Origin of the sequence: Pseudomonas multiresinivorans (assembly GCF_012971725.1) — a bacterium.
GTDB classification, from domain to species: Bacteria; Pseudomonadota; Gammaproteobacteria; order Pseudomonadales; family Pseudomonadaceae; genus Pseudomonas; species Pseudomonas multiresinivorans.
On sequence record NZ_CP048833.1, the window covers coordinates 129,425 to 147,549 of the forward strand.

An 18,125-nucleotide genomic window follows, 5' to 3' on the forward strand; every position below is an offset into this window, starting at 1 on the left:
TCATGTGTCTGTGTCATCCCTTCCGGGTAAAGGCCAGAACGCGCTCATCGGCGACCGGTTCGAGCAGCGGGTGGTGCCAATCGGCCACCTCGCCCACTCCGATCACCAGCAGTCCCCCAGGCGCCAGCCGCTCGGCCAGGCGATTGAGGATGTCCCGCCGCCGCCAGCGGCGGAAATAGATCAGCAGGTTCTGGCAAAAAATCACGTCCATGCCGGACATTGGCGCCTTGGCCAGTTCCAGCACATTCAGCCGGGCGCAACAGACGCGCTCGGCGAGATCGGGTATCACTGCGTATCGACCGTCATCCTGCGCGCTGAAGTAGCGCGTGGCCAGTTCCGGGTCGATATCCTCCAGCTTGCGTGCCGCGTAGCGCGCCTCGCGCGCCCGGTTCAGGGCATTGAGGCTGATGTCGGTGCCGGTCACGCCGAACAGCGGCGCCAGACCTGCGTCTTCGAGTACCTTGGCGGCCACCATGGCGAGGGAATAAGGCTCCTCGCCACTGGAACAGCCGACGCTCCACAAGGCCAGCGGCCGGCTCGGGCCGACCTGTTCGAGGCGCTGGCGGAGGAAGCCTTCCAGCACTTCGAATGAAGCCTTGTGACGAAAGAAACGGGTTTCCTGAACGGTGAGGCGGTCCAGCAGGTTCGACCACTCGACGGCGCCGCGCGGGCCATCGGTGACCTGTCGGTAGTAGGTGCCGTAGTCGGCGATGCCCAGTTCGCGCATCCGCGCGCCCAGGCTGGTCTGCAGGAAGGCGCGGCGTTGTTCGTTGACGACGACACCGGTCCGGTCTTCCAACAGTGCCTGCCAGTCGCGGAAGTCCGCGGCCGACATGTCGGCCAACGGCTGCAACGACCAGACGCCACTTGCCTGCATGTCGCGCCCCTCGCTCAAGACTGTCATGCGCTACCCGGTGAAGAGCAGCGCACCTCCTCTGCTCAGGCCTGTTCGGCGGTGTCCGGCAGTTTGAAGCCGGATACGGAGTGACGCATCTCGCCGGCCATCTTGGCCAGGTTGCCAATGCTGCGCGCGGTGGCGGTGGTACCGGCGGAGGTCTGCGAGGTGATCTCCTGGATCACGTTCATGGTGTTGGAAATGTGGCCGGCGGATGAGGCCTGCTGACGGGCGGCGTTGGAAATGTTCTGGATCAACGCTGCCAGGGTCTTGGATACCTTCTCGATCTCTTCCAGCGACACACCGGCGTCCTGCGCCAGGCGGGCACCGCGTACCACCTCGGAGGTGGTCTGTTCCATCGAGATCACCGCTTCGTTGGTGTCGGTCTGAATGGTCTTCACCAGCGCTTCGATCTGCTTGGTCGCCGCGGAGGAACGTTCCGCCAGTCGCTGTACTTCGTCCGCTACCACGGCGAAGCCGCGGCCCGCGTCGCCCGCCATGGACGCCTGGATCGCGGCGTTCAGTGCGAGGATGTTGGTCTGGTCGGCAATGTCGTTGATCAGGCTTACGATGTCACCGATCTCCTGGGACGATTCACCGAGGCGCTTGATCCGCTTCGAGGTGTCCTGGATCTGCTCACGGATGTTGTCCATGCCGGTGATGGTGTTGTGCACCACTTCGTTGCCCTTGTTGGCGATGGCTACGGAACGTTCCGCTACCGCCGAGGACTCGGAGGCGTTCGCCGATACCTGGTCAATGGACACGGCCATTTCGTTGATCGCGGCGGAGGCGCCGGCGATTTCCTGGGCCTGGTGCTCGGAAGCCTCGGCCAGGTGCATGGCGGTGGCCTGGGTTTCCTGGGCGGCGGCGGCCACCTGCACGGCTGTCAGGTTGATGGTTTCCACCAGCTCGCGGAGCTGGTCGATGGAGTAGTTGATGGAGTCCGCGATCGCACCGGTGAAGTCCTCGGTCACGGTCGCGGCTACCGTCAGGTCACCGTCGGCGAGGTCGGCGATTTCGTCGAGCAGTCGCAGAATCGCCGCCTGGTTACGTTCGTTCTTCTCGGCGGTCTCGGCCAGTCGGCGGTTGGTTTCACGCACCATCACCAGGCCGATGAGGATGATCGCGCCCAGGGCGAGGATGCCCAGCGCAACGCTGGCGACCTGGTTGAACACACGGCCTTCGGCCAGGTTCTCGAAGCCGTTGGCCAGGTTGGAGGCCTTGTCGAGCAGGGTCTGCGAACCGCCGAAGATGGTGTTGGCAGCCTCACGGACCTGGAACAGTTCCGGGGAGGTCTCGAGGATCTCGTCCACCGAGCCGGAAACGAATTCGAAGAGTTCGGCAATCTCGTTGAGGCGGTCAACGGCCTCGGCGTTGGTCACCTTGGAGATGCTCATCGCCGCGTTGCCTTCCTTCATGCCCTTGAGTACGCGGCCGAAGAGGCTGGCGTCACGGCCGAAGCTGTCGGCGGCCTGCACGGAGTTCTCGTCACCGGCCAGCACCTTGTTCACCGAGCCGAGGATACGTTCGGCCAGCAGCGACTGGCGCTGGGCTACCGCGACCTGGTCGGCCGGGGCGCCGTTCTCCAGGAGGATGTCGACGACCTCTTCGTACTCCACCTGCAGCTGCGGGATGGTTTCGGCGAGGGTTGCGGCCACCTGGTGCAGGGACAGTACGGTCTGTTCGCTGGCGAGGATGGAGTCGGCGTTCTTGCGCAGGGTGTCCCAGTCCTTCTGCACATCCGCCATCTGCGGTTGTACCGAATCCGGGCTCGGCGGCAGGCCGGTGCTTTCGTCACCCTTGGAAAGGATGTTCCAGCGCTTCTCGAAGTCGTTGCGTGCTTCCTTGAGCAGCTTGAACGCCTCGCCCTTGCCCGCCGCGGCTTCCGTGGCGTTCTTGGCGATACGCTGGGACAGCACGCGCAGTTCGCCGGCATGGCCGATGTACTGCTTGTCGTGGTCCGCCTGCTTGTTCAGGTAAGCGAAGTTGGCGAACAGCAAGACGATCGCCACGATCAGGACCACGAAGAGTCCGAGGATCAGCGAGCTGCTACGCGCCCCCGAGAAAAGACTGCCTGCCTTTATATTTTTCATATTCGGCCCCCGCCTGGACCCACCACGATTACGGTTTCCATGTCACAACAAGGGCCGGCAATGCCGGCCCAACCGGTCAAACTCTAGCTGGCGACATCCAGGAACCCCGGGTGCTCAGCCAGCGCATGCGGACTGAACACGAGCCAGGGTTGCTCCCGATGGAAGACGCCATGAATAAAGGGCTGCAGGACCGCTTCGAGGGGCGGCAACTGCTCGGAGAAGGTATCCACCGGGAAGTGCTGCATGCCGAACACCTCATCGACGATGAGGCCGGCGAAGACTTCCTGGTGTTCCACGACGAGCACGCGCCGCTGCTTGCGCAGAGGCGACAGCTCCGCGCCGAGGAAGCCGCACAGGTCCATGATCGGCAGCAGGCGGCCGCGCACGTTGGCGACCCCCTTCACCCAGTCACGGACGCCGGGCAGCAGTGTGTAGCGCGGCTCGTGAAGAACCTCGCCGACCTCCCCCATGGGCGCGACGAACAGGCGCCCAGCCATGCGAAAGCCGATGCCGTTCCAGCTCTGCACCACCTCGCGCTGGGCGGGCAGGCCCGCAGCCAGCTGCCGACAGCGCTGATCGATCTGGACGAGAACCTCGAAAGGACTCTGGACTTCCGCCATGCCGGCCCTGGCCTTCTCTAATAATTATGTTCGGTACGTGCAGGTACGGCTGTATCAGCCGGCCAGCACCGAATTGATGGTCTTGAGCAGTGTCTCTTCGTCCACCGGCTTGGTCAGGTAGTCGCGAGCGCCCTGGCGCTTGCCCCAGACCTTGTCGGTCTCCTGATCCTTGGTGGTGACGATGATCACCGGAATGGCGCTGGTTTCCGGGTCCTTGGACAGCTGACGGGTCGCCTGGAAGCCGTTCAGGCCGGGCATGACGATGTCCATCAGGACGACGTCGGGCTTTTCCTGGCGAGCCAGGGCCACGCCATCGGCGCCATTTTCGGCCTTGAGTACCTGGTGCGAGTGCTTTTCCAGCATCGCGGTCAGCTTGTACATCTCGGTCGGCGAGTCATCAACAATCAGAATTCGAGCCATTGTGGTCCCCATACGGAATAGGCGTCACCGGCGCTCGCGCCGGACTTCAGGAAGCGTGCTCCACCGGGGTGAAGTCGGGCACATGGGTCTTGATCGCGCCGAGCAGTTCTTCCTTGCTGAAGGGCTTGGTGAGGTACTGATCGGAACCGACGATGCGACCCTTGGCCTTGTCGAACAGACCGTCCTTGGAGGACAGCATGATCACCGGCGTGGATTTGAAGGCACTATTGTTCTTGATCAGGGCGCAGGTCTGATAGCCATCCAGGCGCGGCATCATGATGTCGACGAAGATGATGCTGGGATGGGTATCGGCGATCTTGGCCAGCGCGTCGAAGCCGTCGATGGCTGTAATGACATCGCAGCCGACCTTCTTCAGCAGGGTTTCAGCCGTGCGACGAATCGTCTTGGAATCGTCGATCACCATTACTTTCAAACCGTCGGAATGCTGTTCCATGTTCGCCCTTACCATCTCGGTGAGTCGTTTTTTCCGCTTTTTATTTCAGTGCGCTAGCGCCCTGCCACCGTCGGGCTGCGACCCAATCGTGGGAACCTTTTACCACAATCGTCAGAATCTTTACCACGCCCAGCAAATTCAGGCCATAAGACCCGGAACAAGCAGGCTTTTTCCTTGACCGAGCGCACATCCAGCGCCACCCTGAGCGTCCATTTTCAGCCTTTTCGGCGCGGCTCTGCGTCGCAGCCCCAAGCCCAACAGACTCCCCCAGGAGGACATCCCATGAGCGTACGCCTCGGGATCGTGATGGACCCCATCGCGCAGATCAGTTTCAAGAAGGACAGCTCGCTGGCCATGCTGCTGGCTGCCCAAGCCCGTGGTTGGCAGCTGTTCTATATGGAACAGCAGGATCTTTACCAGAAAGAGAACGTCGCCCGCGGCCGCATGCGCCCGCTCAAGGTGTTCTACGATCCGGCCCACTGGTTCGAACTGGAAGAGGAAGTCGACCAGCCGCTGTCGGAGCTGGACGTGATCCTGATGCGCAAGGACCCGCCCTTCGACAACGAGTTCGTCTACTCCACCTACCTGCTGGAACAGGCCGAAGCCGCCGGCACGCTCGTGGTCAACAAGCCGCAGAGCCTGCGCGACTGCAACGAGAAATACTTCGCCACCCTCTTCCCGCAGTGCGCGCCGCCGACGGTGGTGAGCCGCCGGTCCGACATTCTGCGCGAGTTTGCATCACAGCATCGTGACATCATTCTCAAACCCCTGGACGGCATGGGCGGATCGATGATCTTCCGCCACCGCGAAGGCGACCCGAACCTCTCGGTGATCCTCGAGACCCTGACCCGCCACGGCCAGGAACAGGTCATGGCGCAGCGCTACCTGCCGGCCATCAAGGACGGCGACAAGCGCATCCTGATGATCGACGGCGAGCCGGTGGAATATTGCCTGGCGCGCATCCCCGCCCAGGGCGAGACCCGCGGCAACCTGGCCGCCGGCGGCCGCGGCGTAGCCCAGCCGCTGACCGAGCGCGACCGCTGGATCGCCGGGGAGGTCGGCCCGGAGCTGCGCAAGCGCGGCCTGCTGTTCGTCGGCCTGGACGTGATCGGCGAGAACCTCACCGAGATCAACGTCACCAGCCCGACCTGCATCCGCGAGATCGATGCGGCCTACGACACGCGCATCGGTGAGAGACTGATGGCAGTCATCGACGAAAAGCTCAAGGCGCGCAGTGCGTCATAGACTTTTATAAGCCTCGTCGGCAGACTTCCGCCCCACCCTGGCCTACGCGACCCGCAATGAACGCTGCAACCCACCAAGACTTCCCCGTGTCTTCCGGCGTCCGTCCGGCGGACCGTCTGGGTTTCACCCTGTTCGTTGCGGCCATCGTGCACGTGGCCGTGCTGCTGGGCGTCGGCTTCACCATGCCCTCGCCCAGCCAGCTGAGCAAAACCCTGGAAATCACCCTGGCCAGCTTCAAGAGCGACAAGGCGCCGGAAAAGGCCGACTACCTTGCCCAGATGAACCAGCAGGGCAGCGGCACCCTGGAACACAAGGCGATCCCCAAGACCACCGAGCAGGCGCCGTTCCAGGACACCGAAGTCAAGAAGGTCGCCCCGCCAGCCACCCCGCGCCAGGCCAAGAGCCCGGAAGCGCCCAAGGCCGCCGTCGCCACCCGCACCCCGCGCCCGGACAAGGTGCAGACCAAACAGCAGACGCCCAAGGCCGAGACCGTCGCCAAGCCGGCGCCGCAGTTCGATTCCAGCCAGCTCTCGGCGGAAATCTCCAGCCTCGAAGCCGACCTCGCCCGCGAGCAGCAGGCCTACGCCAAGCGCCCGCGCATCCACCGCCTGAGCGCGGCCTCGACCATGCGCGACAAAGGCGCCTGGTATAAAGAGGAATGGCGCAAGAAGATCGAGCGCATCGGCAACCTCAACTACCCGGACGAGGCCCGCCGCCAGCGCATCTACGGCAGCCTGCGCCTGCTGGTGTCGATCAACCGCGACGGCTCCCTGTATGAAGTGCAGGTGCTGGAGTCCTCCGGCCAGCCCACCCTGGACCAGGCCGCCCAGCGCATCGTGCGCCTGGCCGCGCCCTTCGCGCCCTTCTCCGGCGATCTGAACGACATCGACCGCCTGGAAATCATCCGCACCTGGCGCTTCGAGCGCGGCGATCGCCTGTCCAGCAACTGATCCGACGCGCCCGCCGACCTCAGCCGGCGCTTTCAAGTCTTGTCCCTTTGGCCCCCAGGCCTGAAACTAGCCGGCATGAAAAGCACAGCCGCCAGCTACCTCAAGCACCATTTCCTCATCGCCATGCCGCACATGGCGGACTCCAACTTCGCCCAGACGGTCACCTACCTCGTGGAACACAACGAGCAGGGCGCCATGGGCCTGGTCATCAATCGCCCCAGCGGCCTGAGCCTCGCCGACGTGCTCGAACAGCTGCGCCCGGACGAACTGCCGCCGGTGCGCTGCCAGGGCATGACCATCTATACCGGCGGGCCGGTACAGACCGATCGCGGCTTCGTCCTGCACCCCGCCGGACGCAGCTACCAGGCCACCCTGGAACTGGGCGAGCTGTCGCTGTCCACTTCCCAGGACGTGCTGTTCGCCATCGCCGACGGCAGCGGCCCGGCCCAGCACCTGATCACCCTCGGTTACGCAGGCTGGGAAGCAGGCCAGCTGGAAGCCGAACTGGCCGACAATGCCTGGCTAACCTGCCCGGCAGACCCTGCGGTGCTCTTCGAGGTCCCGGCCGAGCAGCGCCTGTCGGCGGCCGCCGAGCGCCTGGGGGTCAACCTCAGCCTGCTCACCGCCCAGGCCGGGCACGCCTGATGAGCAGCAAACCGCTACGCCTGCTCCTGGGCTTCGACTACGGCACCAAGCAGATCGGCGTCGCCGTCGGCCAGGCCATCACCGGCCAGGCCCGCGAGCTGTGCGTGCTCAAGGCACAGAACGGCGTGCCGGACTGGAACCGCGTGGAAGCCCTGATCAAGGAATGGCAGCCCGACGCCATCGTCGTCGGCCTGCCGCTGAACATGGATGGCACCCCCAGCGACATGAGCGAGCGCGCCGAGAAGTTCGCCCGCCGCCTGAACGGCCGCTACAACCTGCCGGTGCACACCCACGACGAACGCCTGACCACCTACGCCGCCAAGGGCGAACGCCTGGCCCAGGGCCAGCGCGATGGCTACCGTGAGCGCCCGGTGGACGCCCTGGCCGCCGCCCTGCTGCTGGAGGGCTGGCTCGCTGAGAACACCCCTGCTTGACCTGCGGCCTGATCTGAAAAATTACGCCCTTGACCTATGGCAGCGTCCAGGGAGCCAAAGCCGCTAAGCTTGCCGGACCACTCCTTCCCGGAACGGTCCGCCCCGATGGCCGCCCGTGCCGGGTGGCCTCGCCAACCGAACCGGAGACGTCATGACCCTGCCAAGCCCCGCCGAACTCATTCCCCGCATGGCCACCGACCTGCGCAACTACCTCGCGCAGCGCGGCATCGACTCGCCACGCTTCGTCGGCATCCATACCGGCGGCATCTGGGTCGCCCAGGAACTGCTCAAGGCACTGGGCAGCGACGAGATCCTCGGCATCCTCGACGTCTCCTTCTACCGCGACGACTTCACCCGCAGCGGCCTGCACCCGCAGGTCCGTCCGTCGGAACTGCCCTTCGAGATCGACGGCCAGCACCTGATCCTGGTGGACGACGTGCTGATGAGCGGCCGGACCATCCGCGCCGCGCTGAACGAGCTGTTCGACTACGGCCGCCCGGCCAGCGTGACCCTGGTCAGCCTGGTGGACCTGAACAAGCGCGAACTGCCGATTCGCCCGGATGTCGTCGGCGAAACCCTGTCATTGGCACCCAACGAGCGGGTAAAATTGCGCGGTCCCGCACCACTCGTCCTCGAGCGCACGCTTCTCAGCCCCGCGCTGTAACTCCGCGCGCCCGGACATCCACCCCCAACTTTCAGGGCCTGCCACATGCCGACCGACGCCAAGCGCCCGCTGCAGCTCAACGACCTGGGCCAGCTGCGCCACTTCCTCTCGCTCGACGGGTTGTCCCGCGAACTGCTGACTGAAATCCTCGATACTGCCGACTCCTTCCTCGAAGTCGGCGCCCGCGCGGTGAAGAAGGTCCCGCTGCTGCGCGGCAAGACCGTGTGCAACGTGTTCTTCGAGAACTCCACACGCACCCGCACCACCTTCGAGCTGGCCGCGCAGCGCCTGTCCGCCGACGTCATCTCGCTGAACGTGTCGACCTCATCGACCAGCAAGGGCGAGACGCTCACCGACACCCTGCGCAACCTCGAGGCCATGGCCGCCGACATGTTCGTCGTGCGCCACAGCGACTCGGGCGCTGCACATTTCATCGCCGAGCACGTCAGCCCCAACGTCGCCGTGATCAACGGTGGCGACGGCCGCCACGGCCACCCGACGCAAGGCATGCTCGACATGCTCACCATCCGCCGCCACAAGGGAGACTTCGAAAACCTTTCGGTGGCCATCGTCGGCGACATCCTGCATTCGCGGGTGGCGCGCTCCGACATGCTGGCGCTGAAGACCCTCGGCTGCCCGGACATCCGCGTCATCGCCCCGCGCACCCTGTTGCCAGTAGGTCTGGAAGAACAGTACGGCGTGAAAGTCTTCACCAACGCCGACGAAGGCCTGAAGGACGTCGACGTGGTGATCATGCTGCGCCTGCAGCGCGAGCGCATGGCCGGCGGCCTGCTGCCCAGCGAAGGCGAATTCTTCAAGCTCTACGGCCTGACCCAGAAGCGCCTGAAGCTGGCCAAGCCCGACGCCATCGTCATGCACCCCGGCCCGATCAACCGCGGCGTGGAGATCGACTCCGCCGTGGCCGACGGTGAACAGTCGGTGATCCTCAACCAGGTCACTTACGGCATCGCCATCCGCATGGCCGTGCTGTCCATGGCCATGAGCGGCCAGAACGCCCAACGCCAGCTGGAACAGGAGGACGCGCAATGACCGTCAGTATTCGTGGCGCCCACCTGATCGACCCAGCCAGCGGCCTGGACAAGGTCTGCGACCTGCACATCGAGGCCGGCCGCATCATCGCCATCGGCGACGCCCCCGAAGGCTTCCACGCCGCCCAGGAAATCGACGCCGCCGGCCTGATCGCCGCACCCGGCCTGGTGGACCTGAGCGTCGCCCTGCGCGAGCCGGGCTACAGCCGCAAGGGCAGCATCGAGAGCGAAACCCGCGCCGCCGCCGCCGGAGGCGTCACCAGCCTGTGCTTCCCGCCGCAGACCAAACCGGTGCTGGACACCTCCGCCGTCGCCGAGCTGATCCTCGACCGCGCCCGCGAGGCCGGCAATGCCAAGGTCTTCCCCATCGGCGCCCTGACCAGGGGCCTGGGTGGCGAACAGCTGTCCGAGCTGGTCGCCCTGAGCGACGCCGGCTGCGTGGCCTTCACCAACGGCCTGGCGCCGATGGCGAGCAACCGCGTGCTGCTGCGCTCGCTGGAATACGCGGCGACCTTCGACCTCACGGTGATTTTCACCTCCCAGGACCAGGACCTGGCCGAAGGCGGCATCGCCCACGAAGGCCCGACCGCCAGCTTCCGCGGCCTGGCCGGCATCCCGGAAACCGCCGAAACCGTGGCCCTGGCGCGCAACCTGCTGCTGGTGGAACAGTCCGGAGTACGCGCGCACTTCAGCCAGCTGACCAGCGCCCGCGGCGTCGAGCTGATCGCCCAGGCCCAGGCCCGCGGCCTGCCGGTGACCGCCGACGTGGCGCTGTACCAGTTGATCCTGACCGACGAAGCACTGGCGGACTTCTCCAGCCTCTACCACGTGCAGCCGCCGCTGCGCTCGCACAAGGACCGCGAGGCCCTTCGCGAAGCGGTGAAGAGCGGCGTGATCCAGGCCATCGCCAGCCACCACCAGCCCCACGAGCAGGACGCGAAGAACGCCCCGTTCGCCGCAACCGATCCGGGCATCAGCAGCGTCGAACTGCTGCTGCCGCTGGCCATGACCCTGGTACAGGACGGCCTGCTCGACCTGCCGACCCTGCTGGCGCGCCTGTCCAGCGGCCCGGCCGCTGCCCTGCGCCTGCCGGCCGGCAAGCTGGCGATCGGCGCGGCCGCCGACGTGGTGCTGTTCGAAGCCGACGGCCAGACCCTGGCGGGCGAAACTTGGCATTCCCGCGGCCAGAACTGCCCGTTCCTCGGCCACTGCCTGCCGGGCGTGGTGCGCTGCACCCTGGTGGACGGGCATATCGTCCACGCGGTCTGACGCCTCACCGCCCCATGAAAAAGCCCGCCGATTGGCGGGCTTTTTCATGGAGGAGCTCGAACGTAGGATGGGTGGAGCGCAGCGATACCCATGCTGCCGGTGCCGAAAATGATGGGTATCGCTTCGCTCCACCCATCCTACGAAGGCGCAGGCTTACGCGGCTTCGCGCCCTTGTAGGAGCGAGCTTGCTCGCGAACATTCCGGGCACTGAAGCTGGGCGGTTCGCGAGCAAGCTCGCTCCTACGAAAAGCGGTCCGGTGCGGGGCGTCAGATCATCGCCAGGGCCTTGGCCAGGTCGGCGCGCAGGTCTTCCACGTCTTCCACACCCACCGATAGCCGAATCAGCGAATCACCGATCCCCAGCGCCGCGCGGTTCTCCGCCGGGATGCTGGCGTGGGTCATGATCGCCGGGTGCTCGATCAGGCTTTCCACGCCGCCCAGGCTTTCCGCCAGGGCGAACAGCTGGACGTTCTCCAGGAAGCGCCGCGAGCCGGCCAGGTCGGTATCCAGGTCCAGCGAGATCATTCCGCCGAAACCCTTCATCTGCCGGCGCGCCAGCTCATGCTGCGGGTGCGAGGCCAGTCCGGGGTAGTAGACGCGCTTCACCTGCGGCTGCTGTTCCAGCCACTTCGCCAGGTCGAGGGCATTGGCGCAGTGCCGCTCCATGCGCAGCGCCAGGGTCTTCACGCCGCGCAGGGTGAGGAAGGCATCGAACGGCCCGGCGATGGCACCGACGGAGTTCTGCAGGAAGCCCACGCGCTCGGCGAGGTCGGGGTTGTCGCCGACGATGGCGATCCCGCCGATCACGTCCGAATGGCCATTGAGGTACTTGGTGGTGGAGTGCACCACGATGTCGAAGCCCAGTTCCAGCGGCCGCTGGATCCACGGACTGGCGAAGGTATTGTCGGCCACGCAGAGGATGCCGCGTTCGCGGCAGGTGCGGGCGATGGCGGCCAGATCGGTCAGGCGCAGCAGCGGGTTGCTCGGGGTTTCCACCCAGACCATGCGCGTATTGTCGGTGAGCGCCGCCTCCAGCGCGCCGGGCTGGGACAGGTCGGCGAAGTGGAAATCGTGCCCGGCGCTGCGCCGCCGTACCCGCTCGAACAGGCGGAAGGTGCCGCCATACAGGTCATTGCCGGAGACGATATGCGAGCCGGCGTCGAGCAGTTCCAGCACCGCCGAGATGGCCGCCAGCCCCGAGGCGAAGGCGAACGCCTTGCTGCCACCTTCCAGATCCGCCACGCAGCGCTCCAGCGCCCAGCGCGTGGGGTTGTGCGAGCGCCCGTAGTCCAGCCCCTTGTGCACGCCGGGGCTGTCCTGGCGGTAGGTGGAGTTGGCGTAGATCGGCGGCATGATCGCCCCGGTGGAAGGGTCTGGCTCCTGCCCGGCGTGGATCACGCGGGTGGCGAAACCGAGGCGGTCGTCGTGCTGGCTCATGCGAGGGTCCTCCGTAGATGGTTGAGCAGGTCGAAGCGGGTGATCAGGCCGTGGAAGCCCGAGGCGTCGGCGATGATCGCCACCAGCCCGCGCGCCAGCACGGCTTCGAGTTCCTTGAGGCTGGCGCCGGGCGCGAGGGTTTCCGGGGCGGTGCTCATGGCGCTGGCGACGTCGCAGCGGAAATGTGCCGGGTCGTCATGCACGCCCAGCAGGATGTCGGACTCGTCGATGACGCCGACCAGCCGCTGGCCGTCGAGCACGGGGAGCTGTGAGATGTCTGCCAGGCGCATGCGCTGGAAGGCGGTGAGCAGGGTGTCTTTGGGGCCGACGGCAACCACCCTGCCCTCCTCGAAGCGCCGCGCGACGATGTCGCGCAGGTCGCCGTAGCGCTTGCGCTGCAGCAACCCCTGGTCGGTCATCCACTGGTCGTTGTAGATCTTCGAGAGGTAGCGCGTGCCGGTGTCGCAGACCAGGCTGACCACGCGCTTGGGCTCCTTCTGCTCGCGACAGAAACGCAGTGCAGCGGCCAGCAGCGTGCCGGTGGACGAACCGGCGGCAATGCCTTCATTGCGCAGCAGCTCGCGGGCGGTGCTGAAGCTCTCTTCGTCGCTGATGGAGTAGGCGTGGCGCACGCTGGAGAGGTCGGCGATCGAGGGCACGAAGTCTTCGCCTATGCCTTCCACCGCCCAGGAACCGGGCGTGCCGATGGCGCCGGAGCGCGAGTACTCGGCCATGATCGAGCCCACCGGGTCGGCCAGGACCATTTCCAGGTCAGGCTGGACCTTCTGGAAGAACCGGGTCAGGCCGGTCAGGGTGCCGGCGGAGCCGACGCCGACCACCACGGCGTCGAGGTCGTGACCGGTCTGCGCCCAGATTTCCGGGGCGGTACCGGTTTCGTGGGCCAGCGGGTTGGCGGGGTTGTTGAACTGGTCGGCGAAGAAGGCGTTCGGCAGGTCTTTCGCCAGGCGCGCGGCAACGTCCTGGTAGTACTCGGGGTGGCCCTTGCCGACGTCGGATCGGGTGATGTGCACCTCGGCACCCATGGCGCGCAGGTGCAGGACCTTCTCGGTGGACATCTTGTCCGGCACCACCAGCACCACCCGGTAGCCCTTGGCGCGGCCCACCAGCGCCAGGCCCAGGCCGGTGTTGCCGGCGGTGGCTTCGACTATCACGCCGCCGGGCTTGAGCCGGCCGTCGCGCTCGGCAGCCTCGATCATGGCGACGCCGATGCGGTCCTTGATGGAGCCGCCGGGGTTCTGCGATTCGAGCTTGAGGAACAGCGTGCAGAGTCCGGTATCGAAGCGCGTGACGCGGACCATGGGGGTATTGCCGATCAGGTCGAGTACGGCGGGGCGGGATTCGTTGCTCATGGCAGCCACTCCTTCTGGGCGCCATGGGGATCGCCCGGCGGCGCCTGCTACTGTCTTCCTGACCTTAGGCGGAGGGCACAGCTCGCGCCAGGCGGCGCGACGAAAGACGGCGAAGTCTGTAGGAGCGAGCTTGCTCGCGAACTGCCTCAGCGCCGGAGCTGCCGAGTAGCACGTTCGCGAGCAAGCTCGCTCCTACAAAAGAAGGATCAGATCCGTTGCGGCCCGTTGCGCTCGGAAATCTGGCTGTTCAGCGTCCAGAAGTCGTACAGCACGCCGACCAGGAACAGGCCGCCGGTGAACAGGTAGATGATCCCGGTGATCCACTTGCCCATGTACATGCGGTGCACGCCGAACACGCCGAGGAAGGTCAGCAGGATCCAGGCGACGTTGTAGTCGATGCCGCCGGCGCGGTAGCGCTGGTCCGCCGCATCATCCATGGAAGGAATGAGGAACAGGTCGATGATCCAGCCGATGAAGAACAGGCCGAGGGTGAAGAACCAGATGGTGCCGGTGATCGGCCGGCCATAGTAGAAGCGGTGCGAGCCGGTGAAGCCGAAGATCCACAGCAGGTAGCCGATGACCTTGCTGTGGGTATCAGGGTTGGCGGACATGCCTTTCTCCCGTTGTTTTGCGTGACAGCCAGAATAAACGAAAAGCCCGCACTAGGCGGGCTCTTCAGGTCAGCGGAAGCGGCGATTGGGATCGTCGTCGCTCATCTCCAGGGTCAGGCCCTGGGTCATGGTGGTCAGGTGGTCGGCGTCGGTTTCCGAGCCCAGCTTGATCATCAGGCGCAGGTCGTTCGCCGAGTCGGCGTAGGCCAGCGCATCTTCGTAGGTGATCTCGCCCTGGGTGTAGAGCTGGTACAGCGCCTGGTCGAAGGTCTGCATGCCCTGCTCGGTAGAGCGCTTCATCAGCGGCTTGAGTTCGTGGACCTCGCCCTTGCGGATCAGGTCGGCGGCCAGCGGGGTGTTCAGCAGCACCTCGATCACCGCGCGACGGCCCTTGCCGTCCGGGGTCGGCACCAGCTGCTGGGCGACGATGGCCTTGAGGTTGAGCGACAGGTCCATCCACACCTGGCCATGCCGGTCGGCGGGGAAGAAGTGGATGATCCGCTCCAGCGCCTGGTTGGCGTTGTTGGCGTGCAGGGTCGCCAGGCACAGGTGGCCGGTTTCGGCGAAGGCCACGGCGTGGTCCATGGTCTCGCGCGAGCGCACCTCGCCGATCATGATCACATCCGGCGCCTGGCGCAGGGTGTTCTTCAGGGCGACTTCGAAGGTATCGGTATCCAGGCCCACTTCGCGCTGGGTGACGATGCAGCCCTGGTGCTGGTGGATGTACTCGATGGGGTCTTCGATGGAGATGATGTGGCCAGTGGAGTTCTTGTTCCGGTAGCCGATCATGGCCGCCAGCGAGGTCGACTTGCCGGTACCGGTGGCGCCGACGAAGATCACCAGGCCGCGCTTGGTCATCGCCAGCTTCTTGAGAATTTCCGGCAGCTTCAGGTCATCGATGGTCGGGATGTTGGTCTCGATGCGACGCAGCACCATGCCCACCAGGTTGCGCTGGTAGAAGGCGCTGACGCGGAAACGACCGACGCCACGGGCGCTGATGGCGAAGTTGCACTCGTGGTTCTCGGCGAAGTCGCGACGCTGCTGCTCGTTCATCACCGACAGCACGGTTTCGCGGGTTTGCTCCGGCGACAGCGCGGTCTTGGTCACCGGCAGCACCTTGCCATTGACCTTCATCGACGGTGGCACGCCCGCCGTGATGAACAGGTCGGAGGCTCCCTTTTCCACCATGAGGCGCAACAGCTTCTCGAATTCCATGATCTTTCTCGCCAGGTTCACGCTGACTGCGACGGGGCTGTCGGATCACGAAGCGGGTGCGTGTGGCGCGCTCCGTGCGCCGGGCCGGGAACGGCCCGGTGGGATTAGAAGTTTTCCGGGATCTTGGCTTTTTCTTTCGCCGAATCGCGGGTGACCAGGCCCTTGGCGACCAGGCCTTTCAGGCACATGTCGAGGGTCTGCATGCCGAGCGCACCGCCGGTCTGGATGGCGGAGTACATCTGCGCGACCTTGTCCTCGCGGATCAGGTTACGGATCGCCGGGGTGCCGATCATGATCTCGTGGGCCGCGACACGGCCGCCGCCGATCTTCTTCAGCAGGGTCTGGGAAATCACCGCCTGCAGCGATTCGGAGAGCATGGAGCGGACCATGGACTTCTCCTCGGCAGGGAACACGTCGACGATACGGTCGATGGTCTTGGCCGCGGAGGTGGTGTGCAGGGTGCCGAAGACCAGGTGGCCGGTTTCCGCCGCGGTCAGCGCCAGGCGGATGGTCTCCAGGTCGCGCATCTCGCCCACCAGGATGATGTCCGGGTCTTCCCGCAGGGCCGAGCGCAATGCCTCGTTGAAGCCCAGGGTGTCGCGGTGCACCTCACGCTGGTTGACCAGGCACTTCTTCGACTCGTGGACGAATTCGATCGGGTCTTCGACGGTGAGGATGTGGCTGTACTTGGTGTTGTTCAGGTAGTCGAGCATCGCCGCCAGCGAGGTGGACTTGCCCGAACCGGTCGGGCCGGTGACCAGCACCAGCCCGCGCGGCACGTCTGAAACACGTTTGAACACTTCTCCCATTCCCAGGTCCTCCATCGTCAGTACCTTGGAGGGAATGGTCCGGAACACGGCGCCGGCGCCGCGGTTCTGGTTGAAGGCGTTGACCCGGAAGCGCGCCACGCCCGGCACTTCGAAGGAGAAGTCGGTTTCCAGGAACTCTTCGTAATCCTTGCGCTGCTTGTCGTTCATGATGTCGTAGATCAGCGCGTGAACCTGCTTGTGCTCGAGCGGCGGCAGGTTGATGCGGCGAACATCGCCGTCAACGCGGATCATCGGCGGCAGGCCGGCCGAGAGGTGCAGGTCCGAAGCGCCCTGCTTGGCGCTGAAGGCGAGCAGCTCGGTAATATCCATGGGACTCCCCAATCAAGAGCAAGCAGGTAGAATGCCGCAGAACTCGCAGCAGCCGGGCGGAAAAGCGACGGTAATGTCCACGATAGCAGAGAATATTGCAAAGGTTCGCGTACGAATCCGTGAGGCGGAACAAGCGAAAAATCGCACGCCTGGCTCGGTGCAGTTGCTCGCCGTGAGCAAGACCAAACCCGCCGCCGCCATCCGCGAAGCGTATGCCGAAGGCCTGGCCGATTTCGGCGAAAACTACCTGCAGGAAGCGCTGCTCAAGCAGATCGAGCTGGCCGACCTGCCGCTGACCTGGCACTTCATCGGCCCTATCCAGTCGAACAAGACCCGGCCCATCGCCGAGCACTTCCACTGGGTGCATTCGGTGGACCGCCTGAAGGTCGCCCAGCGCCTTTCCGAACAGCGCCCGGCGAACCTGCCGCCGCTGAACGTGCTGCTGCAGGTGAATGTCAGCGGCGAAGACAGCAAATCCGGCTGTTCTCCCGAAGAGCTGCCAGCCCTTGCCCAGGCAATTTCGCAACTGCCCCACTTGAAACTGCGCGGTCTGATGGCCATACCTGAGCCAACCGAAGACGTTGCCGCGCAGCACGCTGCATTTGCCCGCCTGCGCGAGCTGATGCACGCCCTGAACCTCGGCCTGGACACCCTGTCCATGGGCATGAGCCACGACCTCGAAGCCGCCATCGGCGAAGGCGCCACCTGGGTACGGATCGGTACCGCCCTGTTCGGCGCCCGCGACTACGGCGCCTCGCACTGAATAAAGGAAGAGACGTAATGAGCACCCGCATTTCCTTCATCGGCGCCGGCAACATGGCCGCCAGTCTCATCGGCGGCCTGCGCGCCAAGGGCGTCGCCGCGGGCGACATCCGCGCCAGCGATCCGGGCGCCGAGCAGCGCGCGAAGATCGCTGCCGAACACGGCATCGAAGTAGTCGGCGACAACGCCAGCGCCGTGGCCGGCGCCGACGTGGTGGTCCTGGCGGTCAAGCCGCAGGTGATGAAGGACGTCTGCCTGGCGCTGGCGCCGTCGCTGTCCGATAGCGCATTGATCGTCTCCATCGCCGCCGGCATCCCCTGTGCCAGCCTCGAACGCTGGCTGGGCGCCGTGAACGGCCAGCCGCGCGCCATCGTCCGCTGCATGCCCAACACCCCGGCGCTGGTCGGCCTGGGTGCCAGCGGCCTGTACCCCAATGCGAGCGTCAGTGCCGCCCAGCGCGAGCAGGCGCAACAACTGCTGAGCGCCGTGGGCATCGCCCTGTGGCTGGACGAAGAGCGGCAGATCGACGCGGTCACTGCCGTTTCCGGCAGCGGCCCGGCTTATTTCTTCCTGCTGATGGAAGCCATGACCGCCGCTGGCGAGAAGCTCGGCCTGTCCCGCGAGGTCGCCGGGCAACTGGCCCGCCAGACCGCCCTGGGCGCTGCGCAGATGGCCATCACCAGCGATGTCGATCCCACCGAACTGCGCCGCCGCGTGACTTCGCCCAAGGGCACCACCGAAGCGGCCATCACTACTTTCCAGGCCAACGGTTTCGAGGCGCTGGTGGAGAAGGCGGTAGGCGCCGCCGACCACCGCTCCGCCGAGCTGGCCGAACAACTGGGTCAATGACGAG

Annotated in this window: 19 protein-coding genes; 9 read left to right on the top strand and 10 right to left on the bottom strand. The window is 65.5% G+C overall.

Annotation, left to right across the window (positions count from 1 at the left end):
* Window positions 1-13: 13 nt before the first annotated feature.
* The 5 genes from G4G71_RS00550 to pilG form a co-directional block, all read right to left on the bottom strand.
* The gene (locus G4G71_RS00550; protein ID WP_169942445.1) at window positions 14-877 is read right to left on the bottom strand and encodes a CheR family methyltransferase; all 864 of its coding nucleotides are present in this window, start codon (window positions 875-877) and stop codon (window positions 14-16) included.
* 62 nt (window positions 878-939) lie between these two features.
* The gene (locus G4G71_RS00555) at window positions 940-2,988 is read right to left on the bottom strand and encodes a methyl-accepting chemotaxis protein (protein WP_054907828.1); all 2,049 of its coding nucleotides are present in this window, start codon (window positions 2,986-2,988) and stop codon (window positions 940-942) included.
* 83 nt (window positions 2,989-3,071) lie between these two features.
* Window positions 3,072-3,608, bottom strand: a complete 537-nt coding sequence (locus G4G71_RS00560; RefSeq protein ID WP_169934991.1) for a chemotaxis protein CheW — start codon at window positions 3,606-3,608, stop codon at window positions 3,072-3,074.
* Between the two features lie 54 nt (window positions 3,609-3,662).
* Window positions 3,663-4,028 carry a twitching motility response regulator PilH gene (pilH, locus tag G4G71_RS00565; protein ID WP_024766237.1) on the bottom strand — a complete coding sequence of 122 codons (366 nt, stop codon included), beginning with the start codon at window positions 4,026-4,028 and terminating at the stop codon, window positions 3,663-3,665.
* Between the two features lie 46 nt (window positions 4,029-4,074).
* Complete coding sequence (gene pilG, locus G4G71_RS00570) at window positions 4,075-4,482, bottom strand: twitching motility response regulator PilG (protein ID WP_015475142.1); 408 nt, start codon at window positions 4,480-4,482, stop codon at window positions 4,075-4,077.
* A gap of 282 nt (window positions 4,483-4,764) precedes the next feature.
* On the opposite strand from pilG, the gene gshB reads away from it, so the two are divergent.
* From gshB to G4G71_RS00605, 7 genes are all read left to right on the top strand, one after another.
* Window positions 4,765-5,727: a glutathione synthase gene (gene gshB, locus G4G71_RS00575; protein ID WP_054907827.1), complete on the top strand. Its 963-nt coding sequence runs from the start codon at window positions 4,765-4,767 to the stop codon at window positions 5,725-5,727.
* 56 nt (window positions 5,728-5,783) lie between these two features.
* Entirely contained in the window at window positions 5,784-6,677 is an 894-nt protein-coding gene (locus tag G4G71_RS00580; RefSeq protein WP_169934992.1) for an energy transducer TonB, read from the top strand.
* A 75-nt stretch (window positions 6,678-6,752) separates the two neighbouring features.
* Window positions 6,753-7,322: a YqgE/AlgH family protein gene (locus G4G71_RS00585; RefSeq protein ID WP_169934993.1), complete on the top strand. Its 570-nt coding sequence runs from the start codon at window positions 6,753-6,755 to the stop codon at window positions 7,320-7,322.
* Window positions 7,319-7,756 carry a Holliday junction resolvase RuvX gene (gene ruvX / locus G4G71_RS00590; protein WP_169942447.1) on the top strand — a complete coding sequence of 146 codons (438 nt, stop codon included), beginning with the start codon at window positions 7,319-7,321 and terminating at the stop codon, window positions 7,754-7,756. The genes G4G71_RS00585 and ruvX overlap by 4 nt, the downstream gene beginning before the upstream one ends.
* Before the next feature lie 151 nt (window positions 7,757-7,907).
* Complete coding sequence (pyrR, locus tag G4G71_RS00595) at window positions 7,908-8,420, top strand: bifunctional pyr operon transcriptional regulator/uracil phosphoribosyltransferase PyrR (RefSeq protein ID WP_024766241.1); 513 nt, start codon at window positions 7,908-7,910, stop codon at window positions 8,418-8,420.
* Window positions 8,421-8,465: 45 nt separating this feature from the next.
* The gene (locus tag G4G71_RS00600; RefSeq protein WP_037013504.1) at window positions 8,466-9,470 is read left to right on the top strand and encodes an aspartate carbamoyltransferase catalytic subunit; all 1,005 of its coding nucleotides are present in this window, start codon (window positions 8,466-8,468) and stop codon (window positions 9,468-9,470) included.
* A complete protein-coding gene (locus G4G71_RS00605) occupies window positions 9,467-10,738 on the top strand; it encodes a dihydroorotase (RefSeq protein ID WP_169934994.1) in 1,272 nt (423 codons plus the stop codon). Before G4G71_RS00600 ends, G4G71_RS00605 begins: the two co-directional genes overlap by 4 nt.
* A gap of 267 nt (window positions 10,739-11,005) precedes the next feature.
* On the opposite strand, the gene G4G71_RS00610 is transcribed toward G4G71_RS00605, so the two are convergent.
* The 5 genes from G4G71_RS00610 to pilT all read right to left on the bottom strand — a co-directional run bounded on the left by G4G71_RS00610 (window position 11,006) and on the right by pilT (window position 16,510).
* Window positions 11,006-12,175 (bottom strand): trans-sulfuration enzyme family protein, encoded by a 1,170-nt coding sequence (locus G4G71_RS00610; RefSeq protein ID WP_169934995.1) that lies wholly within the window; start codon window positions 12,173-12,175, stop codon window positions 11,006-11,008.
* Window positions 12,172-13,545 carry a pyridoxal-phosphate dependent enzyme gene (locus G4G71_RS00615; RefSeq protein ID WP_169934996.1) on the bottom strand — a complete coding sequence of 458 codons (1,374 nt, stop codon included), beginning with the start codon at window positions 13,543-13,545 and terminating at the stop codon, window positions 12,172-12,174. The genes G4G71_RS00610 and G4G71_RS00615 overlap by 4 nt, the downstream gene beginning before the upstream one ends.
* Window positions 13,546-13,751: 206 nt before the next feature.
* Window positions 13,752-14,156, bottom strand: coding sequence for an NINE protein (locus G4G71_RS00620; RefSeq protein ID WP_024766756.1), 405 nt, complete (start codon window positions 14,154-14,156; stop codon window positions 13,752-13,754).
* A gap of 69 nt (window positions 14,157-14,225) precedes the next feature.
* Window positions 14,226-15,371: a type IV pilus ATPase PilU gene (pilU, locus tag G4G71_RS00625; protein WP_024766757.1), complete on the bottom strand. Its 1,146-nt coding sequence runs from the start codon at window positions 15,369-15,371 to the stop codon at window positions 14,226-14,228.
* Window positions 15,372-15,475: 104 nt separating this feature from the next.
* The gene (pilT, locus tag G4G71_RS00630) at window positions 15,476-16,510 is read right to left on the bottom strand and encodes a type IV pilus twitching motility protein PilT (protein ID WP_024766758.1); all 1,035 of its coding nucleotides are present in this window, start codon (window positions 16,508-16,510) and stop codon (window positions 15,476-15,478) included.
* A gap of 73 nt (window positions 16,511-16,583) precedes the next feature.
* Here pilT and G4G71_RS00635 point away from each other — a divergent pair, with 73 nt between their 5' ends.
* Together G4G71_RS00635 and proC are read left to right on the top strand one after the other, a co-directional pair.
* Window positions 16,584-17,273, top strand: coding sequence for a YggS family pyridoxal phosphate-dependent enzyme (locus G4G71_RS00635; RefSeq protein ID WP_169934997.1), 690 nt, complete (start codon window positions 16,584-16,586; stop codon window positions 17,271-17,273).
* A gap of 17 nt (window positions 17,274-17,290) precedes the next feature.
* A complete protein-coding gene (proC, locus tag G4G71_RS00640; RefSeq protein WP_169934998.1) occupies window positions 17,291-18,121 on the top strand; it encodes a pyrroline-5-carboxylate reductase in 831 nt (276 codons plus the stop codon).
* The last annotated feature ends 4 nt before the right edge of the window (window positions 18,122-18,125 follow it).